Source organism: Streptococcus penaeicida, assembly GCF_002887775.1.
GTDB classification, from domain to species: Bacteria; Bacillota; Bacilli; order Lactobacillales; family Streptococcaceae; genus Streptococcus; species Streptococcus penaeicida.
Window position 1 is genome coordinate 82,863 of the sequence record NZ_LOCM01000033.1, and the last position, 15,242, is coordinate 98,104.

Sequence of the window (15,242 nt, forward strand, 5' to 3'; positions counted from 1 at the left end):
AAAAAGCACACAAAAACCCCACCCATTTGGGATGAGATTCTTGATTCTATTGGACATTTTTATTATGTGGAAAGAGCCAAAGACTCACTTTATACTAATTGACTTAACAAGCCAGCAAAATCTTGGCTAATTTGCTCAAATGTCGCTTCAATTTCTTGACGACTTTGGTTATTTTTAAGGCTAACTTTTCCAGCTTCAACTTCGCTTTCCCCTAAAGTCATGATGACTTTCGCTTTAAAGCTATCTGCTGATTTAAATTGGGCCTTAATTTTACGGCCTAGATAATCCCGTTCCGCTTTAAAGCCTTGTTTACGAAGAGCTTGCACTAATGCTAAAGCTTTGCTGTTGGCAGTATCTCCCAATACAGCGATATAAACATCCATCTCAGATGCAACTGGCAATGTGATGCCCTGCTTTTCTAAAATAAGCAAAAGACGCTCAAGACCAAGACCGAAACCAAAACCTGGCGTTTCCGGCCCGTCAAAGTAGCTCACCAAACCATCATAACGACCACCGGCACAAATGGTCAACTCTGATTTATCAACAGTCGCCATAAATTCGAAAATAGTGTGGTTATAGTAATCCAAGCCACGGACCATGTTGGTATCAATCACATAATCAATACCAAGATCAGTCAACATGGCCTTTACAGCCTCAAAGTGAGCCTGACTTTCTTCATCCAGGAAATCCAAGATCGATGGCGCATTTTCAACAGCCACCTTATCTTCTTTTTCCTTAGAATCCAGAACACGCAAAGGATTTTCATCCAAACGGCGTTGGCTATCCTTTGACAGTTGCTCACGCATAGGCGTCAAATAATCAATCAAAGCTTGACGGTAGGCCGCCCGACTAGAAGGATTTCCCAAACTATTGATGTGTAGCGTAATATCTTTAATCCTAAGCGTTTCAAAAAGGTCTTTAGCCATGGCAATGGTCTCCACATCAGTGGCAGGTTGGCAGAACCAAAACACTCCACACCAATTTGGTGGAACTCGCGCAAACGACCCGCTTGAGGGCGCTCGTAACGGAACATAGAGCCGATATAATACATTTTGACAGGCTTTTGAACCTCTGGTGCAAAAAGTTTATTCTCAACAAAAGAACGAACAACAGGGGCAGTCCCTTCCGGACGAAGAGTAATATGACGATCACCCTTATCGTGGAAATCATACATTTCCTTAGTCACAATATCCGTAGTATCCCCAACCGAACGACTAATAACCTCATAGTGCTCAAACATCGGCGTGCGAATCTCGCCATAATTATATTTTTTAAAAGTTTCACGCGCAAGATTTTCCACATATTGCCATTTAGCAGCCTCTTGAGGCAGAATATCCTGAGTTCCCTTAGGTTTTTGTAATTTCATAATGATGATATAGGGCCGCAAATACTCCGACCCATCCTTTCTTTTGACAGTAATCTATACTATTTTAGCATTTTTCTAGGCTTTTTGGGAATAGCTGCGCTTTTAAAAAACTTTTTTTGTCAAGTAACTTTACTTTACAAAAAAGTTGTGTTACTATATTAAAGTTGGCGAAAGCCATAGACACAAACATTAGACTGAGCCAAAGGCTTTAAAGCTTACTAAAAAGGCTCAAACATTTTAATCGGAGGATAGAAAAAATGGCAGTTCCTGCACGTCACACGTCAAAAGCTAAAAAGAACAAACGTCGTACACATTATAAATTAACAGCACCGTCTGTACAATTCGACGAAACTACTGGAGATTTCTCACGTTCTCACCGCGTATCACTTAAAGGATACTACAAAGGACGTAAAATCGCTAAAGCTAACGAAGCTAAATAATAGAAGGGAGATACCATGCGCGTAAATATTACACTTGAACACAAAGAATCTGGTGAACGCTTGTACCTTACTTCAAAAAACAAACGTAACACTCCAGACCGTCTTCAATTGAAAAAATACTCACCAAAATTACGTAAACACGTAACTTTTACTGAGATCAAATAATTGAAACAGCTAAAGTCCTTGAAAGCCCTCTTTCAAGGGCTTTTTTCTATCTCTTATGCTACAATTAAAGCAATAAAATCAAGGAGGACTGGCCTATGTTTCAATTACAATCACATCAATCGGACTCAGGAATTAGTAGCATTATTAAGAAAGAGGTTTATTTTTGGAAAAATTCACAATTGAAACAGAGCGTTTAGTTATTCGACCACTTTCCGAAGGAGATTATCAGGCCTGGTTTCAGGGTTTTGATAACCGCCACGAATAGCAACATGCTTTTGATGACGGCCGTCTGGACATGACCGTCTGTGACCTCAAGTGGTTTCAGAACTTAGTGGCACGGCATCGGGAGCTTTGGGATAAGGATGACACTTATATTTTTGCTGTTTTTGATAAGACTGGCCAGCACCTTGGCATGCTCAATATCGCCACCTTAGCCCGCACCAACATGCAGTGGGGCGAACTGGGCTATTTCATTCATAACCAGCACTGGCGTAAAGGCTTTGCCTACGAGGCTATATCAGCTTTAGTAGAGGCCAGCTGGAAGGAGCTGGGCTTTCATCACTTAGAAGCTCAAATTTCCCCGGAGAATAGAGCGTCACAGCAATTGGCTGAGAAATTAGGTTTTGTCTATGAATGTCGCCGTCCCAAGTTTGCCTTTGAAGCAGGTCAGTGGGTTGACAAGGATATTTACAGTAAGAATTTACATGACCAGCCCTTAAATTAATTACTTAAGAAGTCTATTGGGCTTCTTTTTTTACAGTCATGCTATAATAGTCAGAGATATTAATAATATAAAAGGAAGCTACCCATGCAAAAACACTGTCAAGAATGCGGCACAAAACTCATTGCCAAAGAATTGGAAAACGAAGGTCAAATTCCTTTTTGTGAGACCTGTGACCAATTTCGTTTTCCAAGTTTCAATACTGCCGTTAGTTTAATCGTTGTTAACCAAAGCAACAATAAGATTCTGCTCATCCAACAATATGGTCGTCCTCGTAAAATTTTAGTGGCCGGTTATGTCGGTAAAGGCGAAAATCTTGAAGAGACGGCCTTACGTGAATTAAAGGAAGAAACTGGCTTGACAGGCTTGTCAATTTCCTTTAACAAAAGCCAGTTCTTTGAGCCATCCAACACGCTTATGTGTAACTTTACAGTATTCGTTAAAGATGATAGCAACTTTAAAGCCAACCATGAGATTGATGCCTACGACTGGTACAGCCCTGAAGAAGCCCGTCAAAACATATTCCCAAATAGTTTAGCAGAAAAGTTTCTGACCGACTATCTTGATCAAAAATAGTAAAAGAGACCAGAACTGGTCTCTTTTTGACAGTAAACTTTAGTTGACTCTATTCATCTTTACTTTCTTTTTCTAGGCTTAATTGGTAGAGACGGTAGCTGAAGTAGCTGAGAAATAGTGCTGCGCATGCTATATAGAAGACAGAATCCTTAAGGGACTTAAGGTATAAACCCAAAAGTAATATCAGAATACACTTTATCAATAATGCTAATCGTTTATCTTTTACCTGGTTAAGTTTGAATAAGCAGTAGCGGACTAGAAGAACTGCTGGTGACAAGAGTAAAATCAAGCCAATCATGATAACTTGTTTCTTGCCATATAGACTTTGGGTCATCGACTTTTGTGCTGTCGCTTCTATCTGAAGTTCCTTGTATAGCAGATTCAAAGAAACCTGATCAGGGATACTTTTCCCCAATTCCCATTTAGAAATGGTTTGTCTGGTGACATAAATCTTATCTGCTAGGTCTTGTTGGGTTAGCCCTTGTTTTTTTCGACTTTCTTTGATGACTTGTGAAATATTCATAATTTCCTCGATACTTTATTTTTTTACTGTTGCTAAATCATATGTGATAGATACAAGGAGTAGAAGATTAATCATAATGTGCTGTGGGCTGTAAATCATGACAACTAAGATAAGACCAATAACGATAAGACGGCTTAATCTTGGATATGCATTCATAAATTTAACTAAATAATGAAAAATTGGAGGAATGACCACTCCAGCAAGCCCAAATAAGAAAAGCCATATAAGATATTTTTTGTTTGTTTTTATAAATTGTAACATAATGTAGAACCCCTTTCCTATTTCTAAAGTAAGTATAGTCCAGAAAAATCAAAAAATCACGCAACGCAAGAGTAAATAGCGCAACGTAAATAAACTTTACTATCTGAACTATCTATCTTTTTATGATACAATTAATGTATTATTTTTTGGAGGATTGTATGGGTTCATTTATAGGAAGAGTAACCAAAGGTATGATTATTGCCTTAGGTTTTATATTACCCGGTGTTTCTGGTGGTGTTCTGGCAGCTGTTTTAGGCATTTATGAACGCTTAATTCGCTTTATTGCCCATATCCGTGATAATTTTTGGGAGAATCTTATCTTCTTTTTCCCCGTTGGTATCGGCGGTATCTTGGGAATTGCCCTCTTTTCATTTCCAGTAGAGTACTTGCTTAGCCATTACCAAGTTCCCGTCCTATGGGGCTTTGCGGGGGCTATTATTGGAACCCTGCCAAGTTTATTTGAAGAATCTACACAAAAATCAAAGAGAGACAGCATTGATATCGTCTATTTAGTGGCAACTTTTGTCATTTCTGGACTATTTCTTTATTTCCTCAACGATTTAACTGGAACTATTCCAGCCAACTTTATAACCTTTATCTTAGCAGGAGCTTTGATTGCACTTGGTGTTCTTGTTCCTGGTTTAAGCCCTTCTAATCTTTTATTGATTATGGGGCTCTACACTCCCATGCTCAAAGGCTTTAAAGGGCTTGATTTAACTGGAACCTTCTTACCTATCGCCATTGGTGGCTATTAGCTATGGCTGCCTTTTCAAAAGTCATGGATTACGCCCTTGACCACTACCACTCCCGGGTTTATCACGTGATTATCGGGATTATCTTATCCAGTACCTTGTTGATTCTGATTCCCGTTCCTAATAGTCCTGAGGCTATTGACTATAGCGGAGCAGGATTACTGACCTGGGGATTAGCTTTGCTTCTATTTGGCCTAGGCATCTGGCTGGGACTTTGGATGAGTAAATTAGAGAGTAAGTACAAATAAAAAGTTGGAATAGTTTCCAACTTTTTTTCTTTAGTCGAAGATGCTTGGGCCATACAAGTCGAACAAATGATAGGCCAGTAAGAGATTAAAATGTGAGTGATCCTCATTGATATCAAAACCAAGGATATCTTTAATCTTGTCCAAGCGGTATAGCAAGGTTGATCGATGAATATATAGCTGATCTGAACTAGCTTTAATCTGACATTGATTCTCCAAATAGACACGTAGGGTCTGGAATAAATCTAAGGATTGTTCTTTTGAAAATAACCAGATGCCACCCAATTGCGCTTTAACAAAGAGTTTGGAGTCATCACTATGAGTTAAGGTATTAAGTAGTGAATAAGAACCCAGCTCACTAAAGGATGCCACCTGTTTGCCATAAGCAGTATTCTGTATAACATTTAAAACATGTTGAGCTTTCTTATAGCTGTCTCGATAATCCACAATTTGTTTAACACTGCTACCAACGGCCAACCATAGGTTAACTTGCTCAGATTGATGAGCTTGCAGATAATCATAAAGCTTTTCCCAGTATCCATTATCTGATAAGCTTTCTTGAGATTTGAAGAGCAATAGTTTCCCTTTAAAAATAGCTGTGATCAAATGCTTATCGTAATTATTCAGATGGTAAACCATTTCATTAAAGAGTTTATTACGTTGTATCCGTTGATTAATGAGATCTTGGTGATCAACTTCTTGACTGTGAACATCAACGATAGCAACAGTATGGTATTGATTAATATCAAAATTGAAGTAAGAAGCATAATCAATAATTTGGTCCATTTCATCACGCGCTTTACTTGATAAGAGAGCGCCGACAAATGAGTTTTTCAATTGGTTGAGGGCATCGCGTTCAATCTTATACTTCATAAAGAAAGTAGCGTAGATACTAATAGCCATGGAAATAGCTAGGCTGAAGTTTTCTTGGTTGCTTGGTCGGTTCTTTTGGCTATAAACCAAATAACCTAGGGCTTCTCTATCCCCTTCAATTTTATTAAAGACTAGCTCTTCTTCAGCCACCTGTAAGGTAAATCTCGAAGGCTTATTCTGATAGGAACTTTTTTCCTTTTGAATTTCTGCCACCACTAAATCTAATGGCAATTGGCTATCTTTGAGCTGATTATAAGCTGTCAGATTAAAAAATGGGTCAAAAACCAGTACATCATTCATAATAAATTCTGACAGTACCTGGTTCATTTCATCGATATCAACTTGGTCTATCGATTTTTTGATTAAATTGGTTTGTAGCGCTAGCAATTCTTCCAAGGCCTGACGACGTTCGTACTCACTCCGACGTAAAGACAAGTTCTCGTACATGGCGCTAAAATAATTGGTATAGGTCTGTAGGAGCTCAAAATCTTTGGCTGAAAAGATGTTGTCCCCTGATTTTTGGCAGAAAAGGGCTCCTACTAATTGACCATTTAAGCTAATAGGCATTGTGATTTGTTGGAAACCAATCTGTTCAACGTGAGGGAAGTAATCACGAAGGGCATTGCCACGACTGAGTCGGATATAATGGTCTTTTGGAACGTAGCCAAAAGTTGGTTTTTGTAAGAGCATGGCTTCCCGACTTTCATCTAGTAAATAGATGCCAGTATAGTGGGTTTTGGCTTCCCGACCGGACAAGTTAACAATCTGAGCTAAGAGGTCTTCAATGGAGTCTTGCATCATCAACTGGTGGGCTGAATGGGTAATCAGACGTAAATTCTTCTGGCTATTTTCATTCTTTTGAATCATATCCATAGCAATGGCTACATACTCGCCCAATTCCTTGAAAACCGTCCGCATTTCATCAATGAAAGGTCTTTCATCATAATAACCGACGATGATTAAACCTTGATTAGATTGATTTTCAGTAATTGGAATGGTAAACCATGAATCAACCTGATGATTTATGAAATACTGTGTTAGGATGGAATCTTCTCTTAGGAGATTATCATCTGACTTAATACTTTGCTGATAAAGAATTGGATCTACTTGATCAGTAGGATAAGGGAATAATTCCCGAATAGACTCCACCCCGCTTAGGTAATGAAGTCGCAAATAATCTTTGACATTAATGCCAATGCAAACAAAATCAGCTGAGAGAAGCTCCCTAAAACTTTGGCCAACTATTGTTAAAATTTCATCCCGAGAATTCCGATTTAATAATTGACGTGAAGTCATTTTCAAGTGAGTTTCAATGTTCTCAATAAATTTTTCACGGCTTTTACTATTTATTACTTTTGTCATTTATAAAGCCATCCTTTTTCATCATTCTCTTCTATTGTAAACAATGAAAGCCGTTTCAACAACTATTTAGCATGGAAAAAACAGCTTCCCTTTTGATGAAAGGATGCTGTTTTTCACTATTTCATTTAAGCTTCTTTAGAATCAATAATGTTAGCTAGTTTACCCCAGTTTTCACTGAAAATACCAGAATCCATTACTTTTAAGTCTTCAGAAATTGCAGGCTCGAATTCCATTTGATCCAAAATGTCTTTTTGTAAATCAACTCCCGGAGCAATCTCAATCAAGCGAACTTGACCATTATGTAAATCAAAGACACCACGTTCAGTAACATAAAGAACTTCTTGACCAGATTCAGTTGCGTATTCACCAGAGAAACTTACTTGCTCAACATTTTTGATGAATTTAGGACCACGACCCTGATCATCAATAACCAATTTTCCATCTTCACAGTGGACTTTACCACCTACAGTAAAGGTTCCGATAAAAACAATCCGTTTGGTATTTTGAGAAATATTAATGAAACCACCTGGTCCAGGAACTTTAGGACCAAATTTAGTAACGTTGTTATTACCATATTGGTCAATTTCTCCAATACCAAGAACAGTTAGATCTAGTCCATTACCATCATAGAAGTCAAATTGGTTAGTCATTGGGATAGATGCTTCATGGTTCAAAGCCGAACCGAAATCTAAACCAACCGCAGGGATACCTCCCCAAAGACCCATTTCCAACGTTGCATTATAACGGTCACTAACACCTTCCTCGGCTGCTACTTGGGCAACCATATCTGGTGAACCAAAACCTAAGTTGATAGTATCACCAGGGCGTAATTCCATCGCTGCACGACGAGCTGTAATCTTACGCGTTGTTAATGGTGCGGGTACGACTTTGTCATGGTTAACTGGTACTTTAACATCCCCACATAATACTGGATCATAGATAGTACCCATTGTTTGTTTATGGTATTCATCTTCACCAATACACACATAATCAACTAAACCGAATGGAATTTGAACATCTTTCGGATGGATTTGTCCATTTTGAACAACTTTTTTAACTTGGCAGACAACAATACCACCAGAATTTTTAGTAGCCATTGCTAGTTCTAATTGTTCTAGTTTACATGTTTCATCTTTTAATGAGATATTACCATTTTCATCAGAATAAGTTCCACGGATAAAGGCAACATCAATTTTTAGGTTAGGGTAATGTAACCATTCTTCACCATTAAATTCAACGAGTTTAATCAATTCTTCTTTAGTGATAGAGGTTGATTTTGAACCTTCTAAACGTGGGTCCACAAATGTTTTGAGACCTACTTTTGAAAGATATGGTTTACGTCCAGCAATTGAACGATAAAGTTGAGTGATAACACCTTGTGGCCACAAATAAACCTCATACTCGTTGTTAACAATTTTCTCAACCATACCTGGTGATGAACCAACGTGTCCAGCGATAATGCGTTTAACCATACCTGGTGCAGTCATATGATCGGCACCACGTCCATATTGGTTATTCCCAATACCACATGACCACATAAAAGTAATATCTTTTGGATGTTGTTCTTCTGCATAACGTTCTTCAACACCAATAAGTAATTGCTCAGGCAAACCACCTAGACCAAAGGTCAAGGTTGCAAGTAAATCACCGTCTTTAATGAGATTGGCTGCTTCTCTGTAGCTAATCAATTTTTCCATAGTTATCCCTCTTCAGATCTTTTCTTTTACATAATAATTTGTTGTACTTTTTCACGACTTGCATGTCTTTCCTCTTCTTCTTTAGCCATTGCAAGTAAAGCTTTTTTATCTATTTTTCCAACTGGTGATTTTGGAAACTCTGCTAAGATATAATAGCGTTTTGGTGTTTTGTAGCCAGCTAAGTGTTCTCTAGCAAATTCTTTTAATTCTTCAAGAATATCACCGCTATCTTCTTTTAGAATAATAGCTGCTACAACACTCTCTCCCCATTGTTCCGCTGGAATCCCAAAGACCGTGGAATCCATGACTTGAGGGAATTTGTTCAAAACTGTTTCTACTTCACTTGGATATACATTTTCACCACCCGTAATAATCATATCTTTACTGCGGCCAACGATAAAATAATCCCCATCAGCATCTATTCTTGCTAGATCTCCTGTATAAACATAACCCTCTTTAAGCGTTTTAGCAGTTTCTTCAGGTTTATTCCAATAACCTGAGAAACGCGCCTCGTTACTAATAATGAGTTCTCCAATTTCCCCATCAGCCACATCTTGACCATTCTCATCTACTAAACGAACTGTGTTGAAAAGAATTGGTTTACCAACTGAAGTTGGTTTACTTTTTTGTAAAGCTGGGTGAATTGAGAAATTATTTGGACCAATTTCTGTCAATCCATAGGAATTAACCAGTGGTAAATCAAGGTCTGCAAATAAGCGATAAACTTTTTCCGAAAGCGGAGCTCCACCCGATATAACCATTTCTAAAGAATCGAAATTTTCTTTAACAAATAAATCTGAGTCAGCTAACATGTAACACATAGTCGGAACAAAGAAAGCTTTTGTCGGCTTAAAATCTCTAATAATCTCTATGGTTTCATCGGTGTAGAAAAAGCGCTGTATAACAATTTGACCACCTGCTACCAGGATAGGTATCGTGAAGCAAAACAAACCTGCTGTATGGAACATTGGTGTTGTTGTCATACCACGATCTTTAGCAGATAAATGCCAGCTTGGAATACTGGTCAAAGCATTAGTAATGATTGCCTTATGGCTAATCATAGCACCTTTGGGTTGACCAGTTGTTCCACTGGTGTAAATGAGTACGGCAATGTCTTCCTGAGGAAATGCTTTTTGCTCTATCTCATGTTTGATATCAGGATTGACAACATCATTGTATTCTTCGGAATCAATATCAAGGTCAAGTAACTGTTCATTAACTAAAGACAATCTTGTTTTATGAATGCGCGAATAAAGAATGATTTTTGGAGCTGAATCTTCAACGATATGTTCGACTTCAGTATCTCTTAAGCGCCAATTCAGTGGAATGAAGATGGCACCAATTTTAGTACAAGCAAAGAGTAAATCAAAATGGGCAATGTCGTTTGATGAAAAAAGAGCAACGCGATCACCAGGTTCAATACCTTGCGATTGTAAATAGTATGCTAGATTAATAGCACGCTGATTCATTTGCTGGAAAGTCCAACGATGGCCTTTTTCAGCTTCTATTATTGCGATTCTAGAGCCGCTTAAGCGAGCTCTTTCAGCTAACCAATCATTTTTCACTATTGGCTCCTTTATCTCTATAAGGGTTTAACCCTTTTTCCTATTTTAATCCACTGTAGTCTGGACGTTTACCAGCTAATGAAGCTTCTAAACCAATTAATGCTTCTTCTTTAGCAAATGTTTCATTTAAAAGTGAAAGTTCGTAGGCAATGCCTTCATCCAAAGTTAATTCAGCCTGTTGATCAATCATTTCTGGGATTAATTTAACAATGCCAGGACCTTTGTATGAAATTATTTTCGCCATTTTAGCTGCAAATTCAGGACTAACTCCCTCAGAAGCTTGGCCATTCACCGTATTAGCAAAGTTTGCATCTGAGAAGGCAGCTTTAATTTCAGCATATTTTTCTGGTAATGGACGGTCACGGTATTTATCAGGACGTCCCGCAGTTACCACTTCTTCAATCGCTTCGTTAAGATTTCCTGCTTCAGCAAGTTTTGTAACAATCCCTAAATCTGCTGCATCTTTAGCTGTGATTCCACGGCCAGTAAGCACATAGTATTTAGTCAATTCTTTACCAATTTGATGGTTGGTACGGAGCATTCCACCTAATCCTGGGTAAATACCAAGTCCACTTTCTGGGAATCCCATAGAGCCTTTTTCAGTTGCGATGATTGCTTGACAAGCAAGTGCTAATTCAGAGCCACCGCCTAATGATAAGCCATCAAGTAATGCAATCGTATATTTCTTACTTAATTCAATGCGACGTAGTAATTTATGTCCACCTGAAGTGAAAGCATAGTTTTTATCAAGTGAATTTGTCTTAATAGCATCAACGAAGAATTTCAAATCTGCTCCAGCAACAAAGGCTTTACCAGCTCCTGAGAAGACAATTGCACGAACAGCATCATCTGCTTCAGCTTTATTAAAGGCTTCTTCAATTTGACCAACGACAGTTGGGTTAAGAGCGTTCATTGCTTCTGGACGGTTGATGCGAATGCGAGCAATACCATTAACGACTGAATAGTCAACAAAGCTAAAGTCAAAGTCTTCATCAAGTTCTGCTTGTTTCTTCAATAGACTGCTTACTTCAAAACCTGGACGTTTTTTAGCAAGTTTTTCAACCATTTCATAAGCTTTTTTAACACCAATTTGGTTAGCTAATTGGAAAGGTCCAACTTTCCAACGAAGACCAACAACGGCACCACGGTTAACATCTTCGATTGATGCGACACCTTCGTCAACTAATTTACCAGAAACGCTGATAACAGTTGCAAGTAAATGATCTTGAACAGCTTGGAATTTACTTTCGTCAATCGGACCATCTTCTAAATCCCAAAGTTGACGAGATTCTGTTTGTTCCTTCAAAAGTTGTGATGGGTAATATGAATCACTAACTTCACGACCAAGGGTATTTGCTGAGTGGTAAGCTACTGGGATACCTGTAGCATTCATCAAGGCAAATGGACCCATACCAATTTTGAAGGCTGCACGCGCCGCTGCATCGATTGTTGCTTTATTAGCAACTCCCTCTTCAAAAAGTTTAACAGCTTCAGTTAACCAAGGAACGAAGAAACGGTTTACCGCAAAACCAGGAGCATCTTTAACCGTAATAGCTGTTTTACCATGCATATCAGAGAATTTATTAGCAATTGCGACAGTTTCTGGACTTGTTCCTTCATGCGAAATGATTTCTAATAAACGGTTTTTTGCTGGGTGGAAGAAATAGTGCATTCCGATAAAACGGTCTGGACGGTTAGTGGCTTTAGCCAAGTTTTTAATATAGAAACTTGATGTGTTTGAACTTAAAATAGTTTTTTCATCACAAATTTGATCAAGTTTACTTAAAACATCAGCTTTAACTTTTTCATCTTCAAAAACAGCTTCAATAACAAAATCAACTGATTTCACATCTTCATAGTTTGTTGTTGGAATAAGGTTTCCTAAAGTTGCTTCAACAAAAGCGTCTGTGAAAACTTTACGTTCTTTTCCTTGATCCAACATTGTCTTGATGATGTCCATCCCGCGGTCAACAGCCTCTTGCGAAACGTCAACTAAGTAACATTTAATACCTTCTTGGGCGATTTTTTGGGCGATTCCTGAGCCCATAGTTCCTGCGCCAATTACGGCAACTGTAAATTCTTGTGTCATAAAACCTCTCCCTTGTCTAAATCTTATTTACCAGTGTAGTAGCCATTTTCTAGAAGTAAAGCAATACCTTGTCCACCACCGATACATGCTGAAGCAATGGCATAGCGTTTATCTGGGTTATTCTTGAACTCATATAAGAGTGATGTAATAATCCGTGCACCTGACATACCAAGTGGGTGTCCCAGAGCAACTGCTCCACCATGTGGATTGAATTTATTTTTATAGAAGTCAGTATCCATATCAATACCAAGCTCGATTAAACATCCAATTGTTTGACCAGCAAAGGCTTCATTAATTTCAAGAACATCGATATCCTTAACAAGGTCAAGTCCTTGACGTTCTAACAAGTCATTGATTGCATAAACAGGTCCTAAGCCCATTGTTTCAGGAGCACAACCAGAAATTTGATAGTCAACAACCTTAGCCATAACTTCTAAGCCTTTTTCTTTAGCTAATGATTCAGTTGTAAAGATTTCAAAGGCAGCTCCATCATTTAAACCAGAAGCATTACCAGCAGTTACGCTACCATCTTTTTCAAAAGCTGGACGTAATTTAGCAAGACTTTCCAAGCTTGTATCAGGACGTGGATGACCATCTTTTTCAACAACTGTTACTTGACCTTTACGTCCAGGAACTTCAACTGGAACGATCTCTTGAGCAAAGCGTCCACTTTCGATAGCTTTAGCTGCTTTTTGTTGTGAATCATATGCAAATTGATCTTGTTTTTCACGTGAAATATTGTATTTGCGAACAACGTTTTCAGCTGTATTACCCATATGTGCAATACCAGAATTACGACCTGATGCTGACCGGTGACCTTCTAAGTTAGCATCGATCATTTGGACATCGCCCATACGAAAGGCTTGGTAACGAGCACTATCAGGTAATTGATATGGTGCGCGTGATAGTGATTCCGCACCACCAGCAGCAATGATTTTATTATTTGAATGTAAGAGTTCAAGTGATGCAGATATAGCTGATTGGATACCTGAACCACAAATACGGTTAACAGTCATACCAGTTGAAGTATCTGGAAGACCGCTATTGATACCAATAATATTTCCAAGGTTGTTAGTTGTTTGTGAGCCTGTAACATGACCAACAATAACCTCATCAATGTCAGAAACAGTTAATTTAGCACGGTCAACAGCTTCTTTCAAAGCCACTTCACCAAGGACTTCAACAGGAACTGTTTTTAAATCACCAAGGTAAGCTCCAACAGGAGTTCTTGCCGCACCAACGATTACGATTTCTTCTTGTTTAGTAGTTAACATTTTTATCCTCTTCTCTTATTTTATCTAATGACAAGATTGGTCGAGCTTTTTAGACCCGACACAATCTCACTTTTTCTTTAAGTTTTAAATAAAGGCAGAAAGTCCAGTATAGTGACGACCAATGATTAATGAATTCACTTCATGAGTTCCTTCATAAGTGTACATACCTTCGATATCGGCAAAGAATCTTGGAATATCGTATTTTAGTAAGATTCCGTTACCACCACCAACTTCACGCGCTAAAGCTGCAGTTTCACGAGCACGGAAACCATTATGAAGCTTAGCCATTGATGAAGCTTCTTCACGGTAGATTCCTTGTTCTTGTTGCTCAGCTAAACGAACGGCAATTGCTAAAGTAGCTTGAGCATTCATAGCCATACGAGCTAATTTCTCTTGAATCAATTGGAAACCAGCAACTGGTTTACCAAATTGCATCCGTTCACGAGTGTAAGTCAAAGCAGCTTCAAATGCACCAGCAGTCGCTCCAGCTAACAACCAAGCCACATCAGAGCGAGTGTTGCGAAGAATGTTAGCACAGTCTTTCCAAGAATTCACGTTTTGAGCACGTTGAGATTCGTGAACACGAACATCTTTATAAATGATTTCAGCATTTGGCATTGAACGGAAGAAAGCTTTTTCAGGAGTAACAAAGGTTTCAACTCCTTCAGATTCACGTTCAACATAGAATAATTTCACTTGGTTATCATCAACGTCACGTGCAAAGAATGCATGGTATTTAGCTAAAGTGCCAGCACCGATCCATTTTTTGTGGCCGTTTAAAATCCAGTAATCACCATCGCGTTTAGCAGTTGCTGCCATACCACCAGCAATGTCAGAACCATGATCAGGCTCAGTCATGGCAAGAACTCCTAAACCATCCCATGAGTAAACACCAGGCATCATTTTTTCAACTTGCTCTGGACTTCCGCCAAGACGAACACATTCATGGAATAAACCACCATTTGCTGTATAGAAAGTTCCTAAAACGGGATCTGTTTTTGCAAGGGTATAAGCACGAAATCCTCTAAACAATTCAGAAATACGACCATTCTCACGACCTTCTAATAAACGAGGATCATCCATAAGATGTAGGTCAATAACTTTTTTAAATTGTTCTAATGGGAAAGTAGCATTATGCCAGTTCTCAGCCAAAAGAGGTTTTAAATCATTTTTTAAAACGTCTTCAAGTTCTTTAAGAACTTCTTTTTCACCCGCTGTCAAACCATCAGCATAATTGTATAAATCTGAGTAAAACATTTCACCACTTGCAAACAACTTATCTGCTCTAGATTCTTTAACCATTTATAAGGCCTCCGTTATAATATTTTTGTAT

Annotated in this window: 11 protein-coding genes and 3 pseudogenes; 5 read left to right on the forward strand and 9 right to left on the reverse strand. The window is 38.4% G+C overall.

Annotated features, from left to right (window positions below; all coding sequences use genetic code 11):
• Positions 1 to 89: 89 nt before the first annotated feature.
• Positions 90 to 1,366, reverse strand: a pseudogene (hisS, locus tag AT575_RS09700) (histidine--tRNA ligase).
• A gap of 257 nt (positions 1,367 to 1,623) precedes the next feature.
• Between hisS and rpmF the strand changes: the two are divergent.
• From rpmF to AT575_RS09720, 4 genes and pseudogenes are all read left to right on the forward strand, one after another.
• Positions 1,624 to 1,806: a 50S ribosomal protein L32 gene (gene rpmF / locus AT575_RS09705; RefSeq protein ID WP_003085054.1), complete on the forward strand. Its 183-nt coding sequence runs from the start codon at positions 1,624 to 1,626 to the stop codon at positions 1,804 to 1,806.
• A 15-nt stretch (positions 1,807 to 1,821) separates the two neighbouring features.
• Positions 1,822 to 1,971 (forward strand): 50S ribosomal protein L33, encoded by a 150-nt coding sequence (gene rpmG, locus AT575_RS09710; protein ID WP_071794175.1) that lies wholly within the window; start codon positions 1,822 to 1,824, stop codon positions 1,969 to 1,971.
• 163 nt (positions 1,972 to 2,134) lie between these two features.
• Positions 2,135 to 2,695, forward strand: a pseudogene (locus tag AT575_RS09715) (GNAT family N-acetyltransferase).
• Between the two features lie 84 nt (positions 2,696 to 2,779).
• Positions 2,780 to 3,268, forward strand: a complete 489-nt coding sequence (locus tag AT575_RS09720; RefSeq protein WP_102778140.1) for an NAD(+) diphosphatase — start codon at positions 2,780 to 2,782, stop codon at positions 3,266 to 3,268.
• Between the two features lie 49 nt (positions 3,269 to 3,317).
• Here the strand turns inward: AT575_RS09720 and AT575_RS09725 are convergent, their stop codons facing one another.
• Together AT575_RS09725 and AT575_RS09730 are read right to left on the reverse strand one after the other, a co-directional pair.
• Complete coding sequence (locus tag AT575_RS09725) at positions 3,318 to 3,791, reverse strand: helix-turn-helix transcriptional regulator (RefSeq protein WP_102778141.1); 474 nt, start codon at positions 3,789 to 3,791, stop codon at positions 3,318 to 3,320.
• Positions 3,792 to 3,806: 15 nt separating this feature from the next.
• Positions 3,807 to 4,052: a hypothetical protein gene (locus tag AT575_RS09730; RefSeq protein WP_102778142.1), complete on the reverse strand. Its 246-nt coding sequence runs from the start codon at positions 4,050 to 4,052 to the stop codon at positions 3,807 to 3,809.
• Between the two features lie 158 nt (positions 4,053 to 4,210).
• On the opposite strand from AT575_RS09730, the pseudogene AT575_RS09735 reads away from it, so the two are divergent.
• Positions 4,211 to 5,052: pseudogene (locus AT575_RS09735) on the forward strand (DUF368 domain-containing protein).
• 30 nt (positions 5,053 to 5,082) lie between these two features.
• Here the strand turns inward: AT575_RS09735 and AT575_RS09740 are convergent.
• From AT575_RS09740 to AT575_RS09765, 6 genes are all read right to left on the reverse strand, one after another.
• Positions 5,083 to 7,284: a helix-turn-helix domain-containing protein gene (locus tag AT575_RS09740; protein WP_102778143.1), complete on the reverse strand. Its 2,202-nt coding sequence runs from the start codon at positions 7,282 to 7,284 to the stop codon at positions 5,083 to 5,085.
• A 125-nt stretch (positions 7,285 to 7,409) separates the two neighbouring features.
• Positions 7,410 to 8,981, reverse strand: a complete 1,572-nt coding sequence (locus tag AT575_RS09745) for an acyl CoA:acetate/3-ketoacid CoA transferase (protein WP_102778144.1) — start codon at positions 8,979 to 8,981, stop codon at positions 7,410 to 7,412.
• A 26-nt stretch (positions 8,982 to 9,007) separates the two neighbouring features.
• Positions 9,008 to 10,546: a long-chain-fatty-acid--CoA ligase FadD gene (fadD, locus tag AT575_RS09750; RefSeq protein WP_102778145.1), complete on the reverse strand. Its 1,539-nt coding sequence runs from the start codon at positions 10,544 to 10,546 to the stop codon at positions 9,008 to 9,010.
• Positions 10,547 to 10,586: 40 nt separating this feature from the next.
• Positions 10,587 to 12,635, reverse strand: coding sequence for a 3-hydroxyacyl-CoA dehydrogenase/enoyl-CoA hydratase family protein (locus tag AT575_RS09755; protein WP_102778146.1), 2,049 nt, complete (start codon positions 12,633 to 12,635; stop codon positions 10,587 to 10,589).
• A gap of 23 nt (positions 12,636 to 12,658) precedes the next feature.
• On the reverse strand, positions 12,659 to 13,909 hold the full coding sequence (locus AT575_RS09760) for a thiolase family protein (RefSeq protein ID WP_102778147.1): 1,251 nt from the start codon (positions 13,907 to 13,909) through the stop codon (positions 12,659 to 12,661).
• 84 nt (positions 13,910 to 13,993) lie between these two features.
• Positions 13,994 to 15,211: an acyl-CoA dehydrogenase family protein gene (locus AT575_RS09765; protein ID WP_071794183.1), complete on the reverse strand. Its 1,218-nt coding sequence runs from the start codon at positions 15,209 to 15,211 to the stop codon at positions 13,994 to 13,996.
• Positions 15,212 to 15,242 lie beyond the last annotated feature (31 nt).